Origin of the sequence: Nocardiopsis sp. CA-288880, assembly GCF_050955985.1 — a bacterium.
GTDB lineage: Bacteria > Actinomycetota > Actinomycetes > Streptosporangiales > Streptosporangiaceae > Nocardiopsis > Nocardiopsis tropica.
The window spans coordinates 4,830,833-4,845,467 of sequence record NZ_CP192105.1; the positions used below are offsets into that span (position 1 = coordinate 4,830,833).

At 73.6% G+C, this 14,635-nt stretch carries 15 protein-coding genes; 10 read left to right on the top strand and 5 right to left on the bottom strand.

What is annotated here, in order from left to right:
• Positions 1-422: 422 nt before the first annotated feature.
• A complete protein-coding gene (locus tag ACQPYD_RS21065; RefSeq protein WP_433697317.1) occupies positions 423-2,693 on the bottom strand; it encodes a glycoside hydrolase family 3 C-terminal domain-containing protein in 2,271 nt (756 codons plus the stop codon).
• A gap of 284 nt (positions 2,694-2,977) precedes the next feature.
• On the opposite strand from ACQPYD_RS21065, the gene ACQPYD_RS21070 reads away from it, so the two are divergent.
• The 10 genes from ACQPYD_RS21070 (at position 2,978) to ACQPYD_RS21115 (ending at position 10,773) form a co-directional block, all read left to right on the top strand.
• Complete coding sequence (locus tag ACQPYD_RS21070) at positions 2,978-3,619, top strand: TetR/AcrR family transcriptional regulator (protein ID WP_433697318.1); 642 nt, start codon at positions 2,978-2,980, stop codon at positions 3,617-3,619.
• A 334-nt stretch (positions 3,620-3,953) separates the two neighbouring features.
• Positions 3,954-4,418 carry a hypothetical protein gene (locus ACQPYD_RS21075; protein WP_433697319.1) on the top strand — a complete coding sequence of 155 codons (465 nt, stop codon included), beginning with the start codon at positions 3,954-3,956 and terminating at the stop codon, positions 4,416-4,418.
• Positions 4,415-4,819, top strand: a complete 405-nt coding sequence (locus tag ACQPYD_RS21080; RefSeq protein WP_433697320.1) for a winged helix-turn-helix domain-containing protein — start codon at positions 4,415-4,417, stop codon at positions 4,817-4,819. The genes ACQPYD_RS21075 and ACQPYD_RS21080 overlap by 4 nt, the downstream gene beginning before the upstream one ends.
• Before the next feature lie 297 nt (positions 4,820-5,116).
• Complete coding sequence (locus ACQPYD_RS21085) at positions 5,117-6,217, top strand: CobW family GTP-binding protein (protein ID WP_433697321.1); 1,101 nt, start codon at positions 5,117-5,119, stop codon at positions 6,215-6,217.
• Between the two features lie 2 nt (positions 6,218-6,219).
• Complete coding sequence (gene rpsR / locus ACQPYD_RS21090; RefSeq protein ID WP_433697322.1) at positions 6,220-6,477, top strand: 30S ribosomal protein S18; 258 nt, start codon at positions 6,220-6,222, stop codon at positions 6,475-6,477.
• A 38-nt stretch (positions 6,478-6,515) separates the two neighbouring features.
• Entirely contained in the window at positions 6,516-6,752 is a 237-nt protein-coding gene (rpmB, locus tag ACQPYD_RS21095; protein ID WP_433697323.1) for a 50S ribosomal protein L28, read from the top strand.
• Between the two features lies 1 nt (position 6,753).
• Positions 6,754-7,059, top strand: coding sequence for a 30S ribosomal protein S14 (gene rpsN, locus ACQPYD_RS21100; protein ID WP_433697324.1), 306 nt, complete (start codon positions 6,754-6,756; stop codon positions 7,057-7,059).
• Positions 7,060-7,196: 137 nt separating this feature from the next.
• A complete protein-coding gene (locus tag ACQPYD_RS21105; protein WP_433697325.1) occupies positions 7,197-7,937 on the top strand; it encodes a class I SAM-dependent methyltransferase in 741 nt (246 codons plus the stop codon).
• A 4-nt stretch (positions 7,938-7,941) separates the two neighbouring features.
• Positions 7,942-9,156 (top strand): GTP-binding protein, encoded by a 1,215-nt coding sequence (locus tag ACQPYD_RS21110; protein ID WP_433697326.1) that lies wholly within the window; start codon positions 7,942-7,944, stop codon positions 9,154-9,156.
• A 381-nt stretch (positions 9,157-9,537) separates the two neighbouring features.
• A complete protein-coding gene (locus ACQPYD_RS21115; RefSeq protein ID WP_433697327.1) occupies positions 9,538-10,773 on the top strand; it encodes an FUSC family protein in 1,236 nt (411 codons plus the stop codon).
• Between the two features lie 100 nt (positions 10,774-10,873).
• On the opposite strand, the gene ACQPYD_RS21120 is transcribed toward ACQPYD_RS21115, so the two are convergent.
• From ACQPYD_RS21120 to ACQPYD_RS21135, 4 genes are all read right to left on the bottom strand, one after another.
• Entirely contained in the window at positions 10,874-11,779 is a 906-nt protein-coding gene (locus ACQPYD_RS21120) for a glycosyltransferase family 2 protein (RefSeq protein WP_433697328.1), read from the bottom strand.
• The gene (locus ACQPYD_RS21125; protein ID WP_433697329.1) at positions 11,776-12,651 is read right to left on the bottom strand and encodes a glycosyltransferase family 2 protein; all 876 of its coding nucleotides are present in this window, start codon (positions 12,649-12,651) and stop codon (positions 11,776-11,778) included. The genes ACQPYD_RS21120 and ACQPYD_RS21125 overlap by 4 nt, the downstream gene beginning before the upstream one ends.
• A gap of 6 nt (positions 12,652-12,657) precedes the next feature.
• Positions 12,658-13,668, bottom strand: coding sequence for a UDP-glucuronic acid decarboxylase family protein (locus ACQPYD_RS21130; protein ID WP_433697330.1), 1,011 nt, complete (start codon positions 13,666-13,668; stop codon positions 12,658-12,660).
• Between the two features lie 218 nt (positions 13,669-13,886).
• Complete coding sequence (locus ACQPYD_RS21135) at positions 13,887-14,573, bottom strand: SDR family oxidoreductase (protein ID WP_330157124.1); 687 nt, start codon at positions 14,571-14,573, stop codon at positions 13,887-13,889.
• Between the last annotated feature and the right edge of the window lie 62 nt (positions 14,574-14,635).

The window sequence follows — 14,635 nt, forward strand, 5'->3', positions numbered from 1 at the left end:
GGGGAACACCGAGCGGGGATGTCTCGCCATGGGAGCGGGACCTTGGTGGCGACCTGGGACCGATCAGGAAGTTATCAGGACTTCCCGGACATTTTTTCAGTGTTGTACATCACTTTTGATGCACACACAGACCACAAGGGCAACTAACTGCGCATTTCGCCTCGAAGCTCACAAGGATCACCCAAAGCCCCCAAATATCCACCGAAACAGCGTTTAAGTTTCCTCAGCTCGTTTGACGTGGTCCTTCATACGAAGGTCCACCTCCGTTCACCCCGCCTTCTCATTCGGGGAACGCAGGTTCGCGAGGGCTCTCCCTGCGCTCGGCGCGGTGAGGGAACGCCGGGTCCCGGATCCGCCGGGGACGCGGCCGGGACCGGAGGGAAGGGGGCCGCCGTCCCGCTGCGGGGACGGCGGCCCTTCGCTCACGCCTCCTGGTTGATGCGGGCGATGAGGGCTTCGAGCTCCTCGCGCCCCACCGGCCCGAAGGACGCGAGGCGGCCCAGCGGGATGGAGGCCATCATGCGGACCATGTCCATGCCCAGCGCGGAGGAGTCGTCGGAGGCCAGCGGCGAGGAGGAGAGCACCTCGCCGAGCACGGCCGCCGCCCGCGGGTCGGCCATGACCTCGCCCAGCGTCGAGTCGAGCGTCACGGGAAGCCGCAGCTCGTCGCCCTCGACCGTGACCGCGGCCTCGGCCCTCAGGTCGCGGCTCGACGCGCCGGCCGACACCGTGTACTCGCCGCCCTCGACCACCCAGCGGTCGACCCGCACGTCCCAGTACGCCAGGTCCTCACGGGCCAGGAGCACGGAGACCCGCTCGCTCTGTCCGGGCTCCAGGGTCACGCCGGCGAAGCCCTTCAGCTCGCGGGGCGCCCGCGACACGGCCGAGTCGGGCTTGGAGACGTAGAACTGCACGACCTCGCGCCCGGCCCGGTCGCCGGTGTTGGTCACGGTCAGGCTCGCCGTGACGCCGGTCCCGTCCTGCTCCAGCCCCAGGTCGGAGTAGGCGAAGCTGGTGTAGGACAGCCCGTGCCCGAAGGGGAAGGCCACCTCCGTCTCGCGGGCGTCGTACCAGCGGTAGCCCACGTACAGGCCCTCGCCGTAGAGCACCGCCGAGTTCTCCCCGGGGAAGTTCAGGTACGCGGGGGTGTCCTGCAACCGCACCGGCACCGTCTCGGCCAGCCGCCCGGACGGGTTGACCCGGCCGAACAGCACGTCGGCGATCGCGCCGCCGCCCGCCTGGCCGAGCAGTGCCCCATCGAGGATCGCCGGGGCGAGTTCGGCGACCGGGGCCAGGCGCAGCACGCCGCCGTGGGAGAGCACGACGACCGTGCGGGGCTGCGCGCCCACGACGGCGGCGAGCAGGTCGAGCTGCTCGGCGGGCAGTTCGATGTGGTCCCGGTCGAAGCCCTCGGACTCCTGGTGCTCGGCGAGGCCGAGGAACACCACTGCGGCGTCCGCGTTCTCCGCGTCGCGCACCGCCTGCTCGCGCAGGCCCGCGTCGCCGTCCTCCCCCTCGGTGTACCCGTGGGAGAAGGTGACCGTGCCCTCCCCCGCCAGGGCGCGGATCTCCTCCAGGGGCACGTCCAGGCGCGTGGGGTTGACGTGGGAGCTGCCGCCGCCCTGGTAGCGCGGGTTCTGGGCGAACCCGCCGATCACGGCGACCGAGGAGCCCGGCGCCAGCGGCAGGAGTCCCCCCTCGTTCCTGAGCAGGACGACGCACCGCGCCGCCACCTCGCGGGCGAGCGCGTGGTGCGCCTCGGCGTCCCGAGCCCCGACCTCGTGGGTCCCCGCCTCCTGTGCCGCGCGCTCCCCGCGGGCGCCGGCCGCCTTCGCGGCCAGCGCGGCCACGCGGGAGGCGGCCGTGCGGACGTCCTCCGGTGAGCAGGAGCCGTCCTCCACCGCGGCGACCAGACGTGCGTCGCTCGCGCCGCCGTCGCCGGGCATCTCCAGGTCCAGCCCCGCCGGGACCGAGGCGGAGCGGTCACGCACCGCGCCCCAGTCGCTGACGACCACGCCGTCGAAGCCCCACTCCTCGCGCAGCACGGTGGTGAGCAGCCAGTGGTCCTCGGAGGCGTAGACGCCGTTGATGCGGTTGTAGGAGCACATCACGGTCCACGGGGCGGACGTGCGCACGACCTTCTGGAAGGCGCGCAGGTAGATCTCGCGCAGCGTGCGCGGGTCGATGTTCGAGCTGGAGCGCATCCGGTCGTGTTCGGCGTTGTTGGCGGCGAAGTGCTTGAGCGAGGCGCCCACGCCGGTGCCCTGGAGCCCGGTCACCCAGGCGCCGCCGAGGACGCCGGTGAGGAAGGGGTCCTCGGAGTAGTACTCGAAGTTGCGTCCGCCGCGCGGGTCGCGCTTGATGTTGATCCCCGGGCCCAGGAGCACGTCGACCCCCAGGGCGCCGGCCTCGGTCCCGAGGGCGGCGCCCACCCGCCGGACCAGGTCGGGGTCCCAGCTCTGGGCCAGGCCCACGGCCGGGGGGAAGCAGGTCGCGGGCAGGCTCTCGGCGAGCCCGAGGTGGTCGGTGGCGCCGGCCTGGCGGCGCACCCCGTGCGGCCCGTCGGTGAGCACGAGGGAGGGGACCTCCCCCACGGCCTTGGTGCTCCAGAAGTCGGCGCCGCCGCTCAGCGAGGCCAGCTCCGCGAGGGTGAGCCCGCTCAGGTCGGGGACGGGTCCGGGGTGTGCGTTCAAGGCACGAGCTCCTTCGTGTCGGTCGTGGGTTCCCCCGCGGCGCGCCGCCCGGACCGTGCCGGGGCCGGGCGTCGGGCCCGGACCGCTCCGCGCCCCGCGGGCGCGGGGGACGGCGGTGCCGCCGCCGTGCGGTGGACGGCGCGGGACGGTCCATCAAAACTGAGTGAAGATGTGTTTTCGCGAGGGATTCGCAGCATACCGGCCTGTCAGAAGTCGGAACAAGGGCATCGCTTCGAGGAAATTCGAGTCGACATCGGTTTTGGGGGAAGCCTAGAGTGATCACCATGAGCACCACCTCCACCGGGTCGCGCGGCCCCTACGCCCGTTCGACCGAGCGCCGCAGGAGCATCGCCCGAGCGGTGCTCGACACCGTGCTGGAGGAGGGCCACGAGCGGGTCACCACGGCCGGGACCGCCCGGCGGGCCGGGACCAGCGAGGCCACCGCGCTGTACCACTACCCCACCAAGGAGCACCTCCTCGTCGCCGCCCTGGAGCTGTCCGACGAGGAGACCGCGCTGCGGCCCTTCACGTCCGACCCCGCCATGAGCCTGGACGACCTGCGCGCGTTCGTGGACACCACGGCGGAGCGGACGCACATCATGCGCCTGCACACCGCGCTCCTGGGCCGCGCCACCTCCCCCGACCACCCGGCCCAGGAGTTCCTCTCCCACCACAACCGGGAGGCCGTGGCGCACTTCGCCCGGGTGGTGCGCCACCGCCAGCGCGCGGGCACGGCCCACCCCGGCCTCGACGCGGTCGGGGTCGCCCGCCAGTTCCTCGCGACCTGGGACGGCCTCCAGGCCCAGTGGCTCCTGGACCCCTCCTTCGACTTCGGCGACCACCTCGTCCAGGCGTTCCGCCGCCTCACGGGACAGAACTGGATGGAGGGCCGGGCCGTGCTCCTGGACCCCTCCGTCGGCGTGTGACGCGCGAGGACACTCCGACGCCCCGGTGACCGGGGCCGCGAACCTCCTGCGGCCGGGGCGACTGCGGGGCGCCCGCCCTCCCGGCGCAACGGCCCGTCTCACGCACGCGGCAGCCGGAACCGGCCGGTCTTCCCGACCGGTCCGCCCCGCTCCCCTCCGAGGGGACCGCCGGACCCCCGTTTTTCTGTGGATTCGCCCCGCCCCGCCCCGACCTGGGAGAACACCCGCCCACCGGCGAAGCCGACGGCCCGCGGCGGCCCCTCTGCCGTTGACATCACCCACTCTTTGGTATCTACTTTCCAAAAGGAAAGTAGATACCAAAGAGGAGACAGACATGGCCAGCACTCCCGAGCTCGACCAAGTCGCCGAGGCCCGCAGCAGGATCGCCGCCCACGCCTCACTGCCCGGCTCCTACTGGGTGTTCCTCGCGTTCGCCGGCACGCTGATCGCGGGCCTTCCGATCTGGAGGGCGCTCCTCCCCACCGAAGGCGCCTACCTCGACTGGGGCCTGGTCGTCCTGGCCGCGGCGTCCGCGGTCTACGCGATCGTCCGGCGGCGGCGCACCGGCGTGTACCTCCCGCGCCGCGTCACCTCCTACCCCGGCGCCCGGATCCTGTGGGTCGCCACCCTGGCCGCCACCGGCGCCGGCTTCCTCGGCATCCAGGCCCTGGTCGACCACGGACACATGGGCCTCGCGCTCGCCGCCCTGGTCCCCGTCGCGGCCGTCATGCTCGTGGGGTACATGCTCGTCCGCGCGGCCATGCGCCGGAGCATCGAGGCCGGCCGGGTCAAGCCGTGACCGAGCCGGACCGCCCCGGCGACGGCGAACCCGGTGCAAGCGCCACCGGGCGCCGGCCGATCCTGGAGACCGGCCCCCGGCTGGCGATGTGCGCGCTCCTGCAGAGCGCCGACTGGGTCGACTTCGCCACCGTCCGCGACCTGCTCGGCGTCAGCGACCCGATGGTGTCGAAGCACAGCCGCACCCTCGAGACCGCGGGCTACCTCGACGTCCGCAAGGGAGCGGTCGGACGCCGCCCCAAGACGTGGTTCCGCCTGACCCCCGAGGGGCGCACGGCTCTGCGGAGCCACCTGGCCTGGCTGGCCGAGCTGGCCTCGGCCGTCGACCGGACGCTCGACGGGCAGCCCGCGGACGCCTCTCCGGCCGAACCCGCCCGCGAAGAGGACCCGAGTCGGCGGTGACCTCCCCCGCGGCCCGCCCCGACCGGTAGGGCCGCCCGGCCCGCCGCCCCGGCACGAGAAGCCCCCGCTCCCCACAGGACCCCCGGTCCGGAGCGGGGGCTTCGTGCTGCCCGCGCCGCCCCCGGACCCGCGCGGCCGGGGCAGGACCCCGGCGTCCCGGCCCGGCCGCACGGCACCGACGAACCGGACCCCGCCCCCGAGGGGCCGTGGACGCACCCCTCCGAACACCCTGTAGACTTTCGGAAACGATAATCGTTTTCACTTCCTTGGTGAAAGCCCCTACGGGAAGGAGGGCACATGCGCGTGGTCCTGGTCACCGGCATACACCGGTCGGCACGTGGACTCTCGGTCGACGAACTGCTCGCCACGTCCCCAGGATCGGTGTCCGTGCACCACGACCTGGAGGAGATCGGGGAGGGGATCGTCCACCGCGTGGTCCGGGACGCCACAGGACGGGTCGAACGCGAGCACGTCGACCTCGTCCACGCCTGCGCCTCGTGCACGCTGCGGGAGGACCTGATCCCCCACCTGCTCCGCATGGCGGCGGAGGACCCTCCCGGCCTGTGCGTCGTGGAGGCCTGGGACGGCGTCGAACCCAAGCTGATCGCCGAGGCGATCGCCCACGAGGGGACCCTTCGCCTGGTCGCCGTCGTCGGCGCGGTGGACGCCGGCCGCCTGGTCGAGGACCTGCTCAGCGACGACGACCTGGGCGACCGCGGCCTGGACATCGCCGAGGACGACAACCGCACCGTGAGCGAGGTGCTCACCAGGCAGATCGAGTACCCCTCGGTGATCGACCTGTACGGGGCCGACGCCGGGAGCGAGGCGCACGCCCTGGTGGAGCACCTCAACCCCGCGGCGGTCGTCGCGCTCCCCGGGTCCCGGGCGATCGACCCGACACGGGGCCTCTTCGACCCGGGGGCCGCCCACGCCCGGTCCAACCCGGCCTGGGCCCAGTACGGCGACCGCATCGACGGGCGCGTGCGCACCTTCACCTGGACCCGGACCCGCCCCCTGCACCCCCAGAGGTTCGCCGACGCCCTGGAACAGGTGCTGTCCACGAGCGTCCGCGGCCGGGGGCGGTTCTGGCTCGCCAGCCAGGCCGACACCCTCCTCGTCTGGGAGTCGTTCGGGGCGCTGCTCCTGGTGGAGGACGGCGGCCCGTGGATGGACGCCCTGCCCCCGGCCGCCATGGACCTCGCCCCCGAGGCCAGGCGCGTCTCCGCGCTCCTGGACTGGGACCCCGAGGCGGGCGACCGGCGCCAGCACCTCTCCTTCGTCGGTGTCGGCCTCGACACCGCGGCCCTGGAATCACTGCTGGACTCCTGCCTGGTCACCGACGAGGAGACGGGCCAGGAATTCAGCACCGACCCCTTCGCGGAGTTCTCAGAAAGGTGAGCATGACCGCTTCAGCACGCCGTTCCGACAAGCGCAAGACGTCGCGGAACTTCACGAACCCCCTGGGCGAACAGGACTACGTCGACTACAAGGACACCGCCCTCCTGCGCAAGTTCATCTCCGAGAAGGGGAAGATCCGCAGCCGCAGGGTGACCCGGGTCACCGCACGCCAGCAGCGGCTGATCGCCGCGGCGGTCAAGAACGCCCGCGAGACGGCCCTGCTGCCCTACCCCTCCAACACGCCGACGCAGAAGGCCTGAGAAGGACCGGAAACGGTCCTGGAAAGACAAGGAGTCACATGTCCCGCGTATGCCAGGTCACGGGGAAGTCCCCTTCCTTCGGAAACGCCGTCTCCCACTCCCACAGGCGGACCAAGCGCAGGTTCGACCCCAACATCCAGAGCAAGCGGTACTGGCTGCCCGCCGAACAGCGCTTCGTCAGGCTCCGGGTGAGCACGAAGGGCATGAAGGTCATCGACGCGCGCGGGATCGAGCGCGTCGTCGCGGACATCCGCGCCCGCGGGGAGAAGGTCTGAGATGGCGAAGAAGAGCAAGATCGCCCGCAACGAGCAGCGCAAGGCCGTCGTCGCCCGCTACGCGGAGCGCCGCGCCGAGCTGAAGCAGCTCGTCAAGAACCCCCGCACCGGCGAGGAGACGCGCGCCGCGGCCCTCGCCGAACTGCGCCGCCAGCCCCGCGACGCCAGCGCGACCCGGGTGCGCAACCGCGACTCGGTGGACGGCCGCGCGCGGGGGCACCTCCGCAAGTTCGGCCTCTCCCGCATCCGCTTCCGGGAGATGGCCCACCGCGGGGAGCTGCCGGGCATCACCAAGTCCAGCTGGTAGCGGAAGACCCGCGGGCGCCCCGCCCCGGCCGGAGCGGGGCGCCCGGCCCCGGCCGTTCCCGAGGGGCCGCGGCGCCTCGGGAACGGCCACGACCACCACCCCGACCAGGGCGCACCACCTCGGCGAGGAGACGCACCGTGCCTGAACACAACGACCCCTACGCCCGTTCCGGGCAGTACATCGACATCATGATCGCGGGCTGGTGGGAGCACCACGGGGAGACCCTCGTCGAGGCTCTGTGGGAACTCCCCTCCGGCGCCGGCCCCGTGGTGGACGCCGGCGCCGGAGGGGGCCACGGGACCCGCCTCGTGGCCGCCGCCCTGCCCGGGGCCCGGATCCTGGCCGTCGAGCCCTCCCTCCCGCTGAGGACGGTGCTGCTCTCGCGGATCGCCGAGGACGCCGACCTGCGCGACCGGGTGACCGTGGACGGCGACGACCTGCTCTCGGCCTACCTGCCCGACCGGATCGGCGGGATGGTGATGGCCAACCTCATCGGGCACTTCAGCCCGCACGAGCGCGACCGGCTCTGGGAGGACCTGGCCCCGCGCCTGGCCCCCGGGGCGTTCATCCTGCTCAACCTCGCCGCACCGCTGAAGCCCGAGCGGGTGGAACGGGCGCGGATGAGCGAGGTCCGCCTCGGCGACCGCTCCTACGTCGGCTGGGCCGCCGCCGAGCCCAGCGGCCCGGAGCGGGTGAACTGGCACATGACCTACGAGGTCCACGGGGGCGGGCGGGTCATCGCCTCCGACGACGTCCGCTACGACTGGTGGACGATCACCGAGGACGCGCTGCGCGCCGAGACCTCGCCCCACGGCCTGCGGGCCGTGCCGCACGGCCCCACCGGGGCCGGGCTGTACAAGCTCCTCCCGGAGGGCTGAGGCCATGAGCGCACCCGACGGGCTCCCGGTGACCGTGCTGTCCGGTTTCCTCGGCGCGGGCAAGACGACCCTGCTCAACCACCTCCTCGGCAACCTGGACGGCCTGCGGGTCGCGGTCATCGTCAACGACATGAGCGAGATCAACATCGACGCCGAGCTGGTCCGGGGCGAGGGCCGCCTGTCCCGGACCGACGAGCGCCTGGTGGAGATGACCAACGGCTGCATCTGCTGCACCCTGCGCGACGACCTGCTGGAGGAGGTCTCCCGACTCGCGGAACAGGGCCGGTTCGACCACCTGCTGATCGAGTCCAGCGGCATCTCCGAACCGATGCCGGTGGCGGCGACCTTCGCCGTCCCCGGCCCGGACGGACGCCCCCTCCTGGAGGGGGCGCGGCTGGACACGATGGTGTCGGTGGTCGACGCCGCGAACTTCCTCACGGAACTCGACAAGGGCGACGACCTGGCCGAACGCGGACTCGACGCCTACGAGGACGACGAGCGCACGGTCAGCGACCTGCTCGTCGACCAGGTGGAGTTCGCCGACCTCCTCCTCGTCACCAAGACCGACCTGGTCACCGCGCAGGAGGCCGAGCGGGTGGAGGCGGCCGTGCGCAGGCTCAACCCCCTCGCCCGGGTCCTGCGCGTCACGCACGGCCGCGTCGACCCGCGCGAACTGGTGGGGGCCGACCGGTTCGACCTCGAACGCGCCTCCCGCGCACCGGGGTGGGTGGCCGAGCTCAACGGCGACCACGTGCCCGAGACGGAGGAGTACGGGATCTCCAGCCTGGTGTTCCTCGCCGACCGCCCCTTCCACCCCGAACGGCTCTGGGAGCTGGTCTCGGCGGGCTTCGACGGGGACCGGCACGGCACGATCCTGCGGACCAAGGGCTTCTTCTGGCTGGCGACCCGCGCCCGGACCACGGGGCTGTGGTCCCAGGCGGGACCGGTGGCCCGGTTCGAGCCCGCTGGGGTGTGGGACCCGGCCGACGGGGCCGCCCTGGGCTACGCGCCCGAGGACCTGGCGGACAGCGAACCGGTGGAACCCCGCCAGGAGCTGGTGTTCATCGGCGCCTCCCTGCGGCGCGACTCCCTGGACCGGGCCCTGCGCTCCTGCCTGCTCACCGACGACGAACTCGCCGCGCCCTGGGAATCGCTCCGGGACCCCTTCCCGGAATGGGACGTCCACGGCCTGCACGACCACGCGCACGCCCGCGCCTGAGGCTCCCGGGACCGCCGTCCCCGGGCACGGCGCACCGCACGCGCCCGGGGACGGCGAACCCGGGCCCGTGGGGGTTCCGGCCGCGTTCCCGAACGCCTCCCGCCGGCCCCTCCCTCTCGAAGAGGCGGTCGGAGGCCCTTGGCCGACGTCGTCGGGGCCTCGCACGCCCCGGCCGTTTCGGCGGCTCCCTGTGGGGCAGCTACATGCACGATCGCCCCCGGGCGCGCCGGCGCCGGGGGCCGGAGGCCGGACGGCGCGTCCGGTGCGCGCCCCCCGACCGTCCTGCCTCCGAAGGACCGGAAGAACCTCGTGCCGCGCGGGCCGGCTCTCCGCAGGGCCCGACGCGGCGTCGGCCGTTCCGTACGAACCGAGGGGGAGGATGTGCGAGGAGACTTCCTGAAGAGGGCCGTGGGGGCGAGGGGCTCCGGCGAGCGGGCGGGATCCGGGACGGACTGGTACACACGGGTCCGGGTATGGCTGACCAGGTCCACGGCCTCGGGGAACTACGAGCGGCACACCCTGGCCCTGGTGGCGAAGGGCGCCCTCGCCGCCACCCTGGCGTGGCTCGTCGCCCACCACCTCATGGCGGCGCCGAGCCCGGCGTTCGCCCCGTTCTCGGCGGTGCTGATGGTGCAGGTGACCGTCTACCAGTCCGTCGTGCAGTCCCTGCGCTTCGTCGGCGCCATCGTCCTGGGGGTCGCCCTCCAGGCCGTGTCCGCGCTGACGGCGGGCCCGGACATCCTCACGTTCGTCCTCGTGGCGCTCGTCGCCCTGGGCGTGGGGCAGTGGCGTGCCCTCGGCCAGTACGGGACCCAGGTCGCCACCGCCGCGTTCTTCGCCTTCGCCACGTACGTGTCCGCCTCGGGAACGGTGGAGCGGCTCTCCCAGCTCGGCCAGATCGTGCTGCTGGTCCTCGTGGGGAGCGCGATCGGCGTGGCCGTCAACCTCCTCGTGTTCCCGCCCCTGCGGTTCCGCAGCGCCGAGTCCGCCCTGCGGACCCTGGTCGGCTCCTTGCGCCACCTGTGCGCGGACATGAGCCGGGGCCTGCTGGAGGGGCGGACCGACGAGTCCACGACCGCGTGGTGGAGGCAGCGGGCCGACGCGCTCGACCCGGCCGTCCGGCAGGCCCGGCTGGCCGTCGGGACCGCCCGGGAGAGCGTGTACTACAACCCGCGCCGGGTCCTGGGCAGGCGGGGGCGCTCCGAGCCCCGGCCGCAGTTCTACGAGCAGCTCGTCGACAGCCTGGAGAGGGCCGTCAGACAGGTCGAGTCCCTGGCGCGGGCCCTGGACCGGTGGCAGAAGGACGATCGCGCCGACCCCCACTGGGAGTTCCTGGTGCGGTGCGGCGAGCTCGTGCAGTCGGTCGCCTCGTCGCTGCGCGTGCTGGAGGAGCCGGACGGGTTGCGCGCGCGTGCGCAGGCGGAGCGGTTCCACGAGGCGGTCGAGGGCGTCCGGCGGCACGAGTCCGCCCTGGAGGGCGTCTGCGCGGACGGCGGCGACCGCACCCCGCCGCTGGGCGACCCGACCCGGCCCTACGGGGTGTTCCTCATCGAGACCCGGCGCCTGCTCGACGAGTTCGAGCACGTCGACGAGCTCCTCGGCGGGAACCGGCCGTGAGGGCCGGGCCGGGGGCAGGGGCCGAGGGGCCGCCCCCGGACGGCCCCTCCCGTGCGCCCCCGGCGGGGCGCGCCCGCATCCGGCCCGCGCCACGGCTGCCTCACCCGACGTAGCGGCGGGCCCGGGAGCGGCTGCGCGGGCCCTGGAGCAGCCGGAGCCCGCTCTCGACCTCGGCCGGCAGCACCTTCCGCTCCCGGGCGACCCATCCCGCTCCCCCCGCCGCCGCCAGGACCGCCCTCAGGGTCGAGACGTCGAACGGGGCCGACCGGAGCACCCACCACGTGTGGAGCAGGGCCCCGCCGGCGGGACGGCGCAACCACGCCGTCCACAGGGTGTTGCGCAGCCCCAGCCGGCGGCGTGCGGAGGGGTCGCGCACCGGTGAGGCGGCGTGGTGGACGACCATGCCCTCGTCCCAGCACATCCACCACCCGTCCGTGGCCATGTCCAGTGCGAGGAGCTCCTCCTCGCCCCCGATCCACAGCCGCCGCGAGAAGCCCCCGGCCCGCCGGAACGCGGAGCCGCGGAAGACCGTGGCTCCGGCGAGGACGCCCAGGAGCGCCGGTCCCGGGAGCCAGGCGGGCGCCGGGACCGGCGAGTCGCGGAGCTCGGCCGTGATGGGGTCCTCCCGCCCCCCGGGTTCGACCAGGATGCGCGCGGTCACCGAGCCCAGGCCGGGGTGCGCGTCCAGGAGGTCCGCGGCGCGCTCCAGCGAGCCCGGCCCCCACCACGTGTCGTCGTCGCAGAACGCCACGTAGGGCGTGTCCAGGGCCTCCACCCCGATATTGCGCCCCACCCCGCCCAGGTTCACACGGGCACGGACGAGCACCGCCCACGGGTGCTCCCGGGCGACGGCGTCCGGGGACCCGTCGGCGGAGGCGTTGTCGACGACCACGACGGGAGGCCTCGGCTCCAGCTCCTCCAGGCGCCGGAGGGTGTGGAGCAGGGTGTCGCGCCGGTTGTGCGTGATGACGACGACCCCGATCCGAGGCCTCCCCCCGCCCGTCATGCCCGCTCCAACAGGGCCAGGTCGCGTTCCACGCGGCCCGGCAGCGGTCGCCGCCGCCTCACCGCGGAGGGCAGCCGCGCCACGGCGCCGGCCAGCCCCCGGCGGCAGGCGGGGTCGCGCAGCGAACGCGCCGCCAGGCGCGCGGTCCGGGCGAGCACGGTCCCCGGGCTGCGGCGCAGCCAGACGGTCAGCAGCGCGTTGCGCTCCTCCAGGGACCTGCGCCACACCCCCGGCGGCCGGGCCGCCGAGGGGTGGTGGTGGACGAGCACGTCCCTGAGGTGGCACAGCTCCCAACCCGCCGCCGCCAGGTCCTGGGCCAGCAGCGCCTCCTCCCCTCCGAAGAACAGGAGCGGGTCGAAACCGCCGACCTCCTCGAAGGCGCTGCGCCGGACCACGGCTGCGCAGGCCAGGAAGCCCAGGATCCTGGGGCCCGGCAGGCCCTCGGACCGCGGCAGCGGGCTCCGCAGCAGGTCCTGGTTGACCGGGTCCGGCCGCTCCTCCTCCCCCACCGCCACCGAGGCCGCGACGAGTGCCAGTCGGGGATGGGCGTCGAGCGCATCGGCGGCCCGCTCCAGCGCTCCCGGGGCCCACCAGGAGTCGTCGTCGCAGAAGGCCACATAGGGCGTGTCCGCGTACAGGACCCCCGTGTTGCGGGCGACGCACCCCGTGTTGTGCGGTCTCCTGACGAGCAGGACGTCCGGGAAGGCGGAACCGACGGCCTCGGCCGTGCCGTCGGCGGAGGCGTTGTCCACGACCACCACGGCGGGCCGCGGGTCCAGCTTCTCCAGGTGGCGCAGTGTGCGCCGGAGCTCCTCGACCCGGTTGCGTGTGGCCACCACGACGGTGACCCGCTCCCCTCCGGCGTTGCCCATGGCCGTTCACCTCGCCCGGTCCGTCTCGTTGACGGGCACCGCCCGCTCGACCCAGCCCGCCACGCGGACGTCCTGGTCCAGGAAGTAGGCGATGGTGCGTCTGAGCCCCTCGTCCAGCCGCAGGAGGGGACGCCAGCCCAGCAGTTCGCCGGCCAGCCGGATGTCGGGGCGCCTGTAGTGCGGGTCGTCCTCGGGGCGGTCGACGAAGGTGATCCGGGACCGTGCCCCCGTGAGGTTCAGGACGGCGAGTGCCAGGGACCTGACGGTCAGCTCCTCGTCGCTGCCGATGTTGACGGGGCCCGTGGCGTCGCTCTCGGCGAGGGCGATGAGGCCGCGCACCGTGTCGTCCACGTAGCACAGCGACCTCGTCTGGTGCCCGTCCCCGGCGACGGTCAGCGGGCGCCCCTCCAGCGCCTGGTTCACGAAGGTCGGCACCATGCGCCCGTCGTCGGGGCGCATGCGGGGCCCGTAGCAGTTGAAGATCCGCGCGATGCCCACGTCGGCCCCGTAGGCCCGGTGGTGGGCCATCGTCAGGGACTCGGCGTAGCGCTTGGCCTCGTCGTACACGCTGCGCGGCCCCACGGGGTTGACGTTGCCCCAGTAGGTCTCGCGCTGCGGATGCTCCAGCGGATCGCCGTAGACCTCGCTGGTGGAGGCGAGGACCAGGCGCGCTCCGTGCTCCCGCGCCACAGCCAGGGCGTTGCGGGTGCCCAGGCTCCCCACCTCCAGCGTCTCCACCGGCATGCTCAGGTAGTCGGGCGGCGAGGCCGCCGAGGCCAGGTGGAAGACCGTGTCGACGGGTGTGTCGAGGCTGAACGGCTCCGTCAGGTCCGCCTCCGTCAGCTCGAACCAGGGATGTCCGGCCAGGTGCTCCACGTTCTCCGCGCGTCCTGTGGCGAAGTTGTCGAGGCACACCACGCGTATCCCCCTCTCCAGCAACCGGTCGCACAGATGGGAACCGAGGAATCCGGCTCCACCGGTGACCAGGGCCGTCTTTGTCGCTACGGGCTCTCGCATTGCTGCCCACCTCCTCGAAGGGTCGGCCCCGCCGTCATGCGCGGCGGGGAGCCAGGCACTGCTCCCGGGGTCCCGCGACCGGTCCGGCGGCGCCCGCCTCACCCGGTCGGCGGCGGGGCGCCCCCTGCGCGGACGTCCGGCGCGGTCCGCGGACGCCCCCGGCAGGCCCGGCGCCCCCGTGGACCGGCACGGGCCCGGAACGGTCCGCGGAACACGTCCTAGGGCCACGAGGACTCCTCGGAGGAGCACACGACCATCTCGCGGACCTCGCAGCCGGGCGGCTGGCGGAGCGCGAACAGCACCGTCCGGGCCACGTTCTCCGGGGTGTTGAGCTTGGCGTCCGGCCCCGGCTTGTACTGGTCGGGGCGGTCGTCGAAGAAGGAGGTGCTCATGCCTCCGGGCACCAGGAGGGTCACCCCCACCTGTCCGGCGAGTTCGGCGGCCAGCGCCCTCGTGAAGCCCACGACCCCGAACTTGGAGGCGCAGTAGGCGGTGGCGTCGCTGAGCGCGCGCAACCCCAGCGTGGAGGCGCAGTTGACCACCGTCCCCCGGGAGGCGCGCAGGTGCGGCAGGGCCGCCCTGGTCACGGAGGCGGTGCCGATCAGGTTGACCTGGACGACGCGCTCCCAGTCCTCGGCCGACACGTCGAGGAGGGTGCCGCAGGCGTCGGTCCCGGCCGCGTTGACCAGTGCGTCGATGCGTCCGTGCTGGACGGCGACGCGGTGGACGGCGCGTTCGACGCCCTCGCGGTCCGCCAGGTCGACCTGCTCGAAGGGCAGGTCGTTGCCGGGGTGCTGCCTGTCGAGGACGATCGGGCGGCCGCCCTCGGCCGCCACGGCCTCGGCCGTCGCGGCTCCCAGGCCGGACGCTCCTCCGGTGATGAGGGTGTTTCCGAGTGGACGCATTTCCTGATCCCGTTCCTTTCCTGTGGGTGCTCCGTCGTCGCCCTGCCGGGCCGTGGCGCGGC

Excerpts from the sequence above, each read along its gene's own strand:
- rpmB (WP_433697323.1), top strand. The coding sequence starts at position 6,516 with ATGTCCCGCGTATGCCAGGTCACGGGGAAGTCCCCTTCCTTCGGAAAC.
- ACQPYD_RS21125 (WP_433697329.1), bottom strand. The coding sequence starts at position 12,651 with ATGGGCAACGCCGGAGGGGAGCGGGTCACCGTCGTGGTGGCCACACGC.
- ACQPYD_RS21135 (WP_330157124.1), bottom strand. The coding sequence starts at position 14,573 with ATGCGTCCACTCGGAAACACCCTCATCACCGGAGGAGCGTCCGGCCTG.
- ACQPYD_RS21110 (WP_433697326.1), top strand. The coding sequence starts at position 7,942 with ATGAGCGCACCCGACGGGCTCCCGGTGACCGTGCTGTCCGGTTTCCTC.
- ACQPYD_RS21075 (WP_433697319.1), top strand. The coding sequence starts at position 3,954 with ATGGCCAGCACTCCCGAGCTCGACCAAGTCGCCGAGGCCCGCAGCAGG.
- ACQPYD_RS21085 (WP_433697321.1), top strand. The coding sequence starts at position 5,117 with ATGCGCGTGGTCCTGGTCACCGGCATACACCGGTCGGCACGTGGACTC.
- ACQPYD_RS21120 (WP_433697328.1), bottom strand. The coding sequence starts at position 11,779 with ATGACGGGCGGGGGGAGGCCTCGGATCGGGGTCGTCGTCATCACGCAC.
- ACQPYD_RS21130 (WP_433697330.1), bottom strand. The coding sequence starts at position 13,668 with ATGCGAGAGCCCGTAGCGACAAAGACGGCCCTGGTCACCGGTGGAGCC.
- rpsR (WP_433697322.1), top strand. The coding sequence starts at position 6,220 with ATGACCGCTTCAGCACGCCGTTCCGACAAGCGCAAGACGTCGCGGAAC.
- ACQPYD_RS21070 (WP_433697318.1), top strand. The coding sequence starts at position 2,978 with ATGAGCACCACCTCCACCGGGTCGCGCGGCCCCTACGCCCGTTCGACC.
- rpsN (WP_433697324.1), top strand. The coding sequence starts at position 6,754 with ATGGCGAAGAAGAGCAAGATCGCCCGCAACGAGCAGCGCAAGGCCGTC.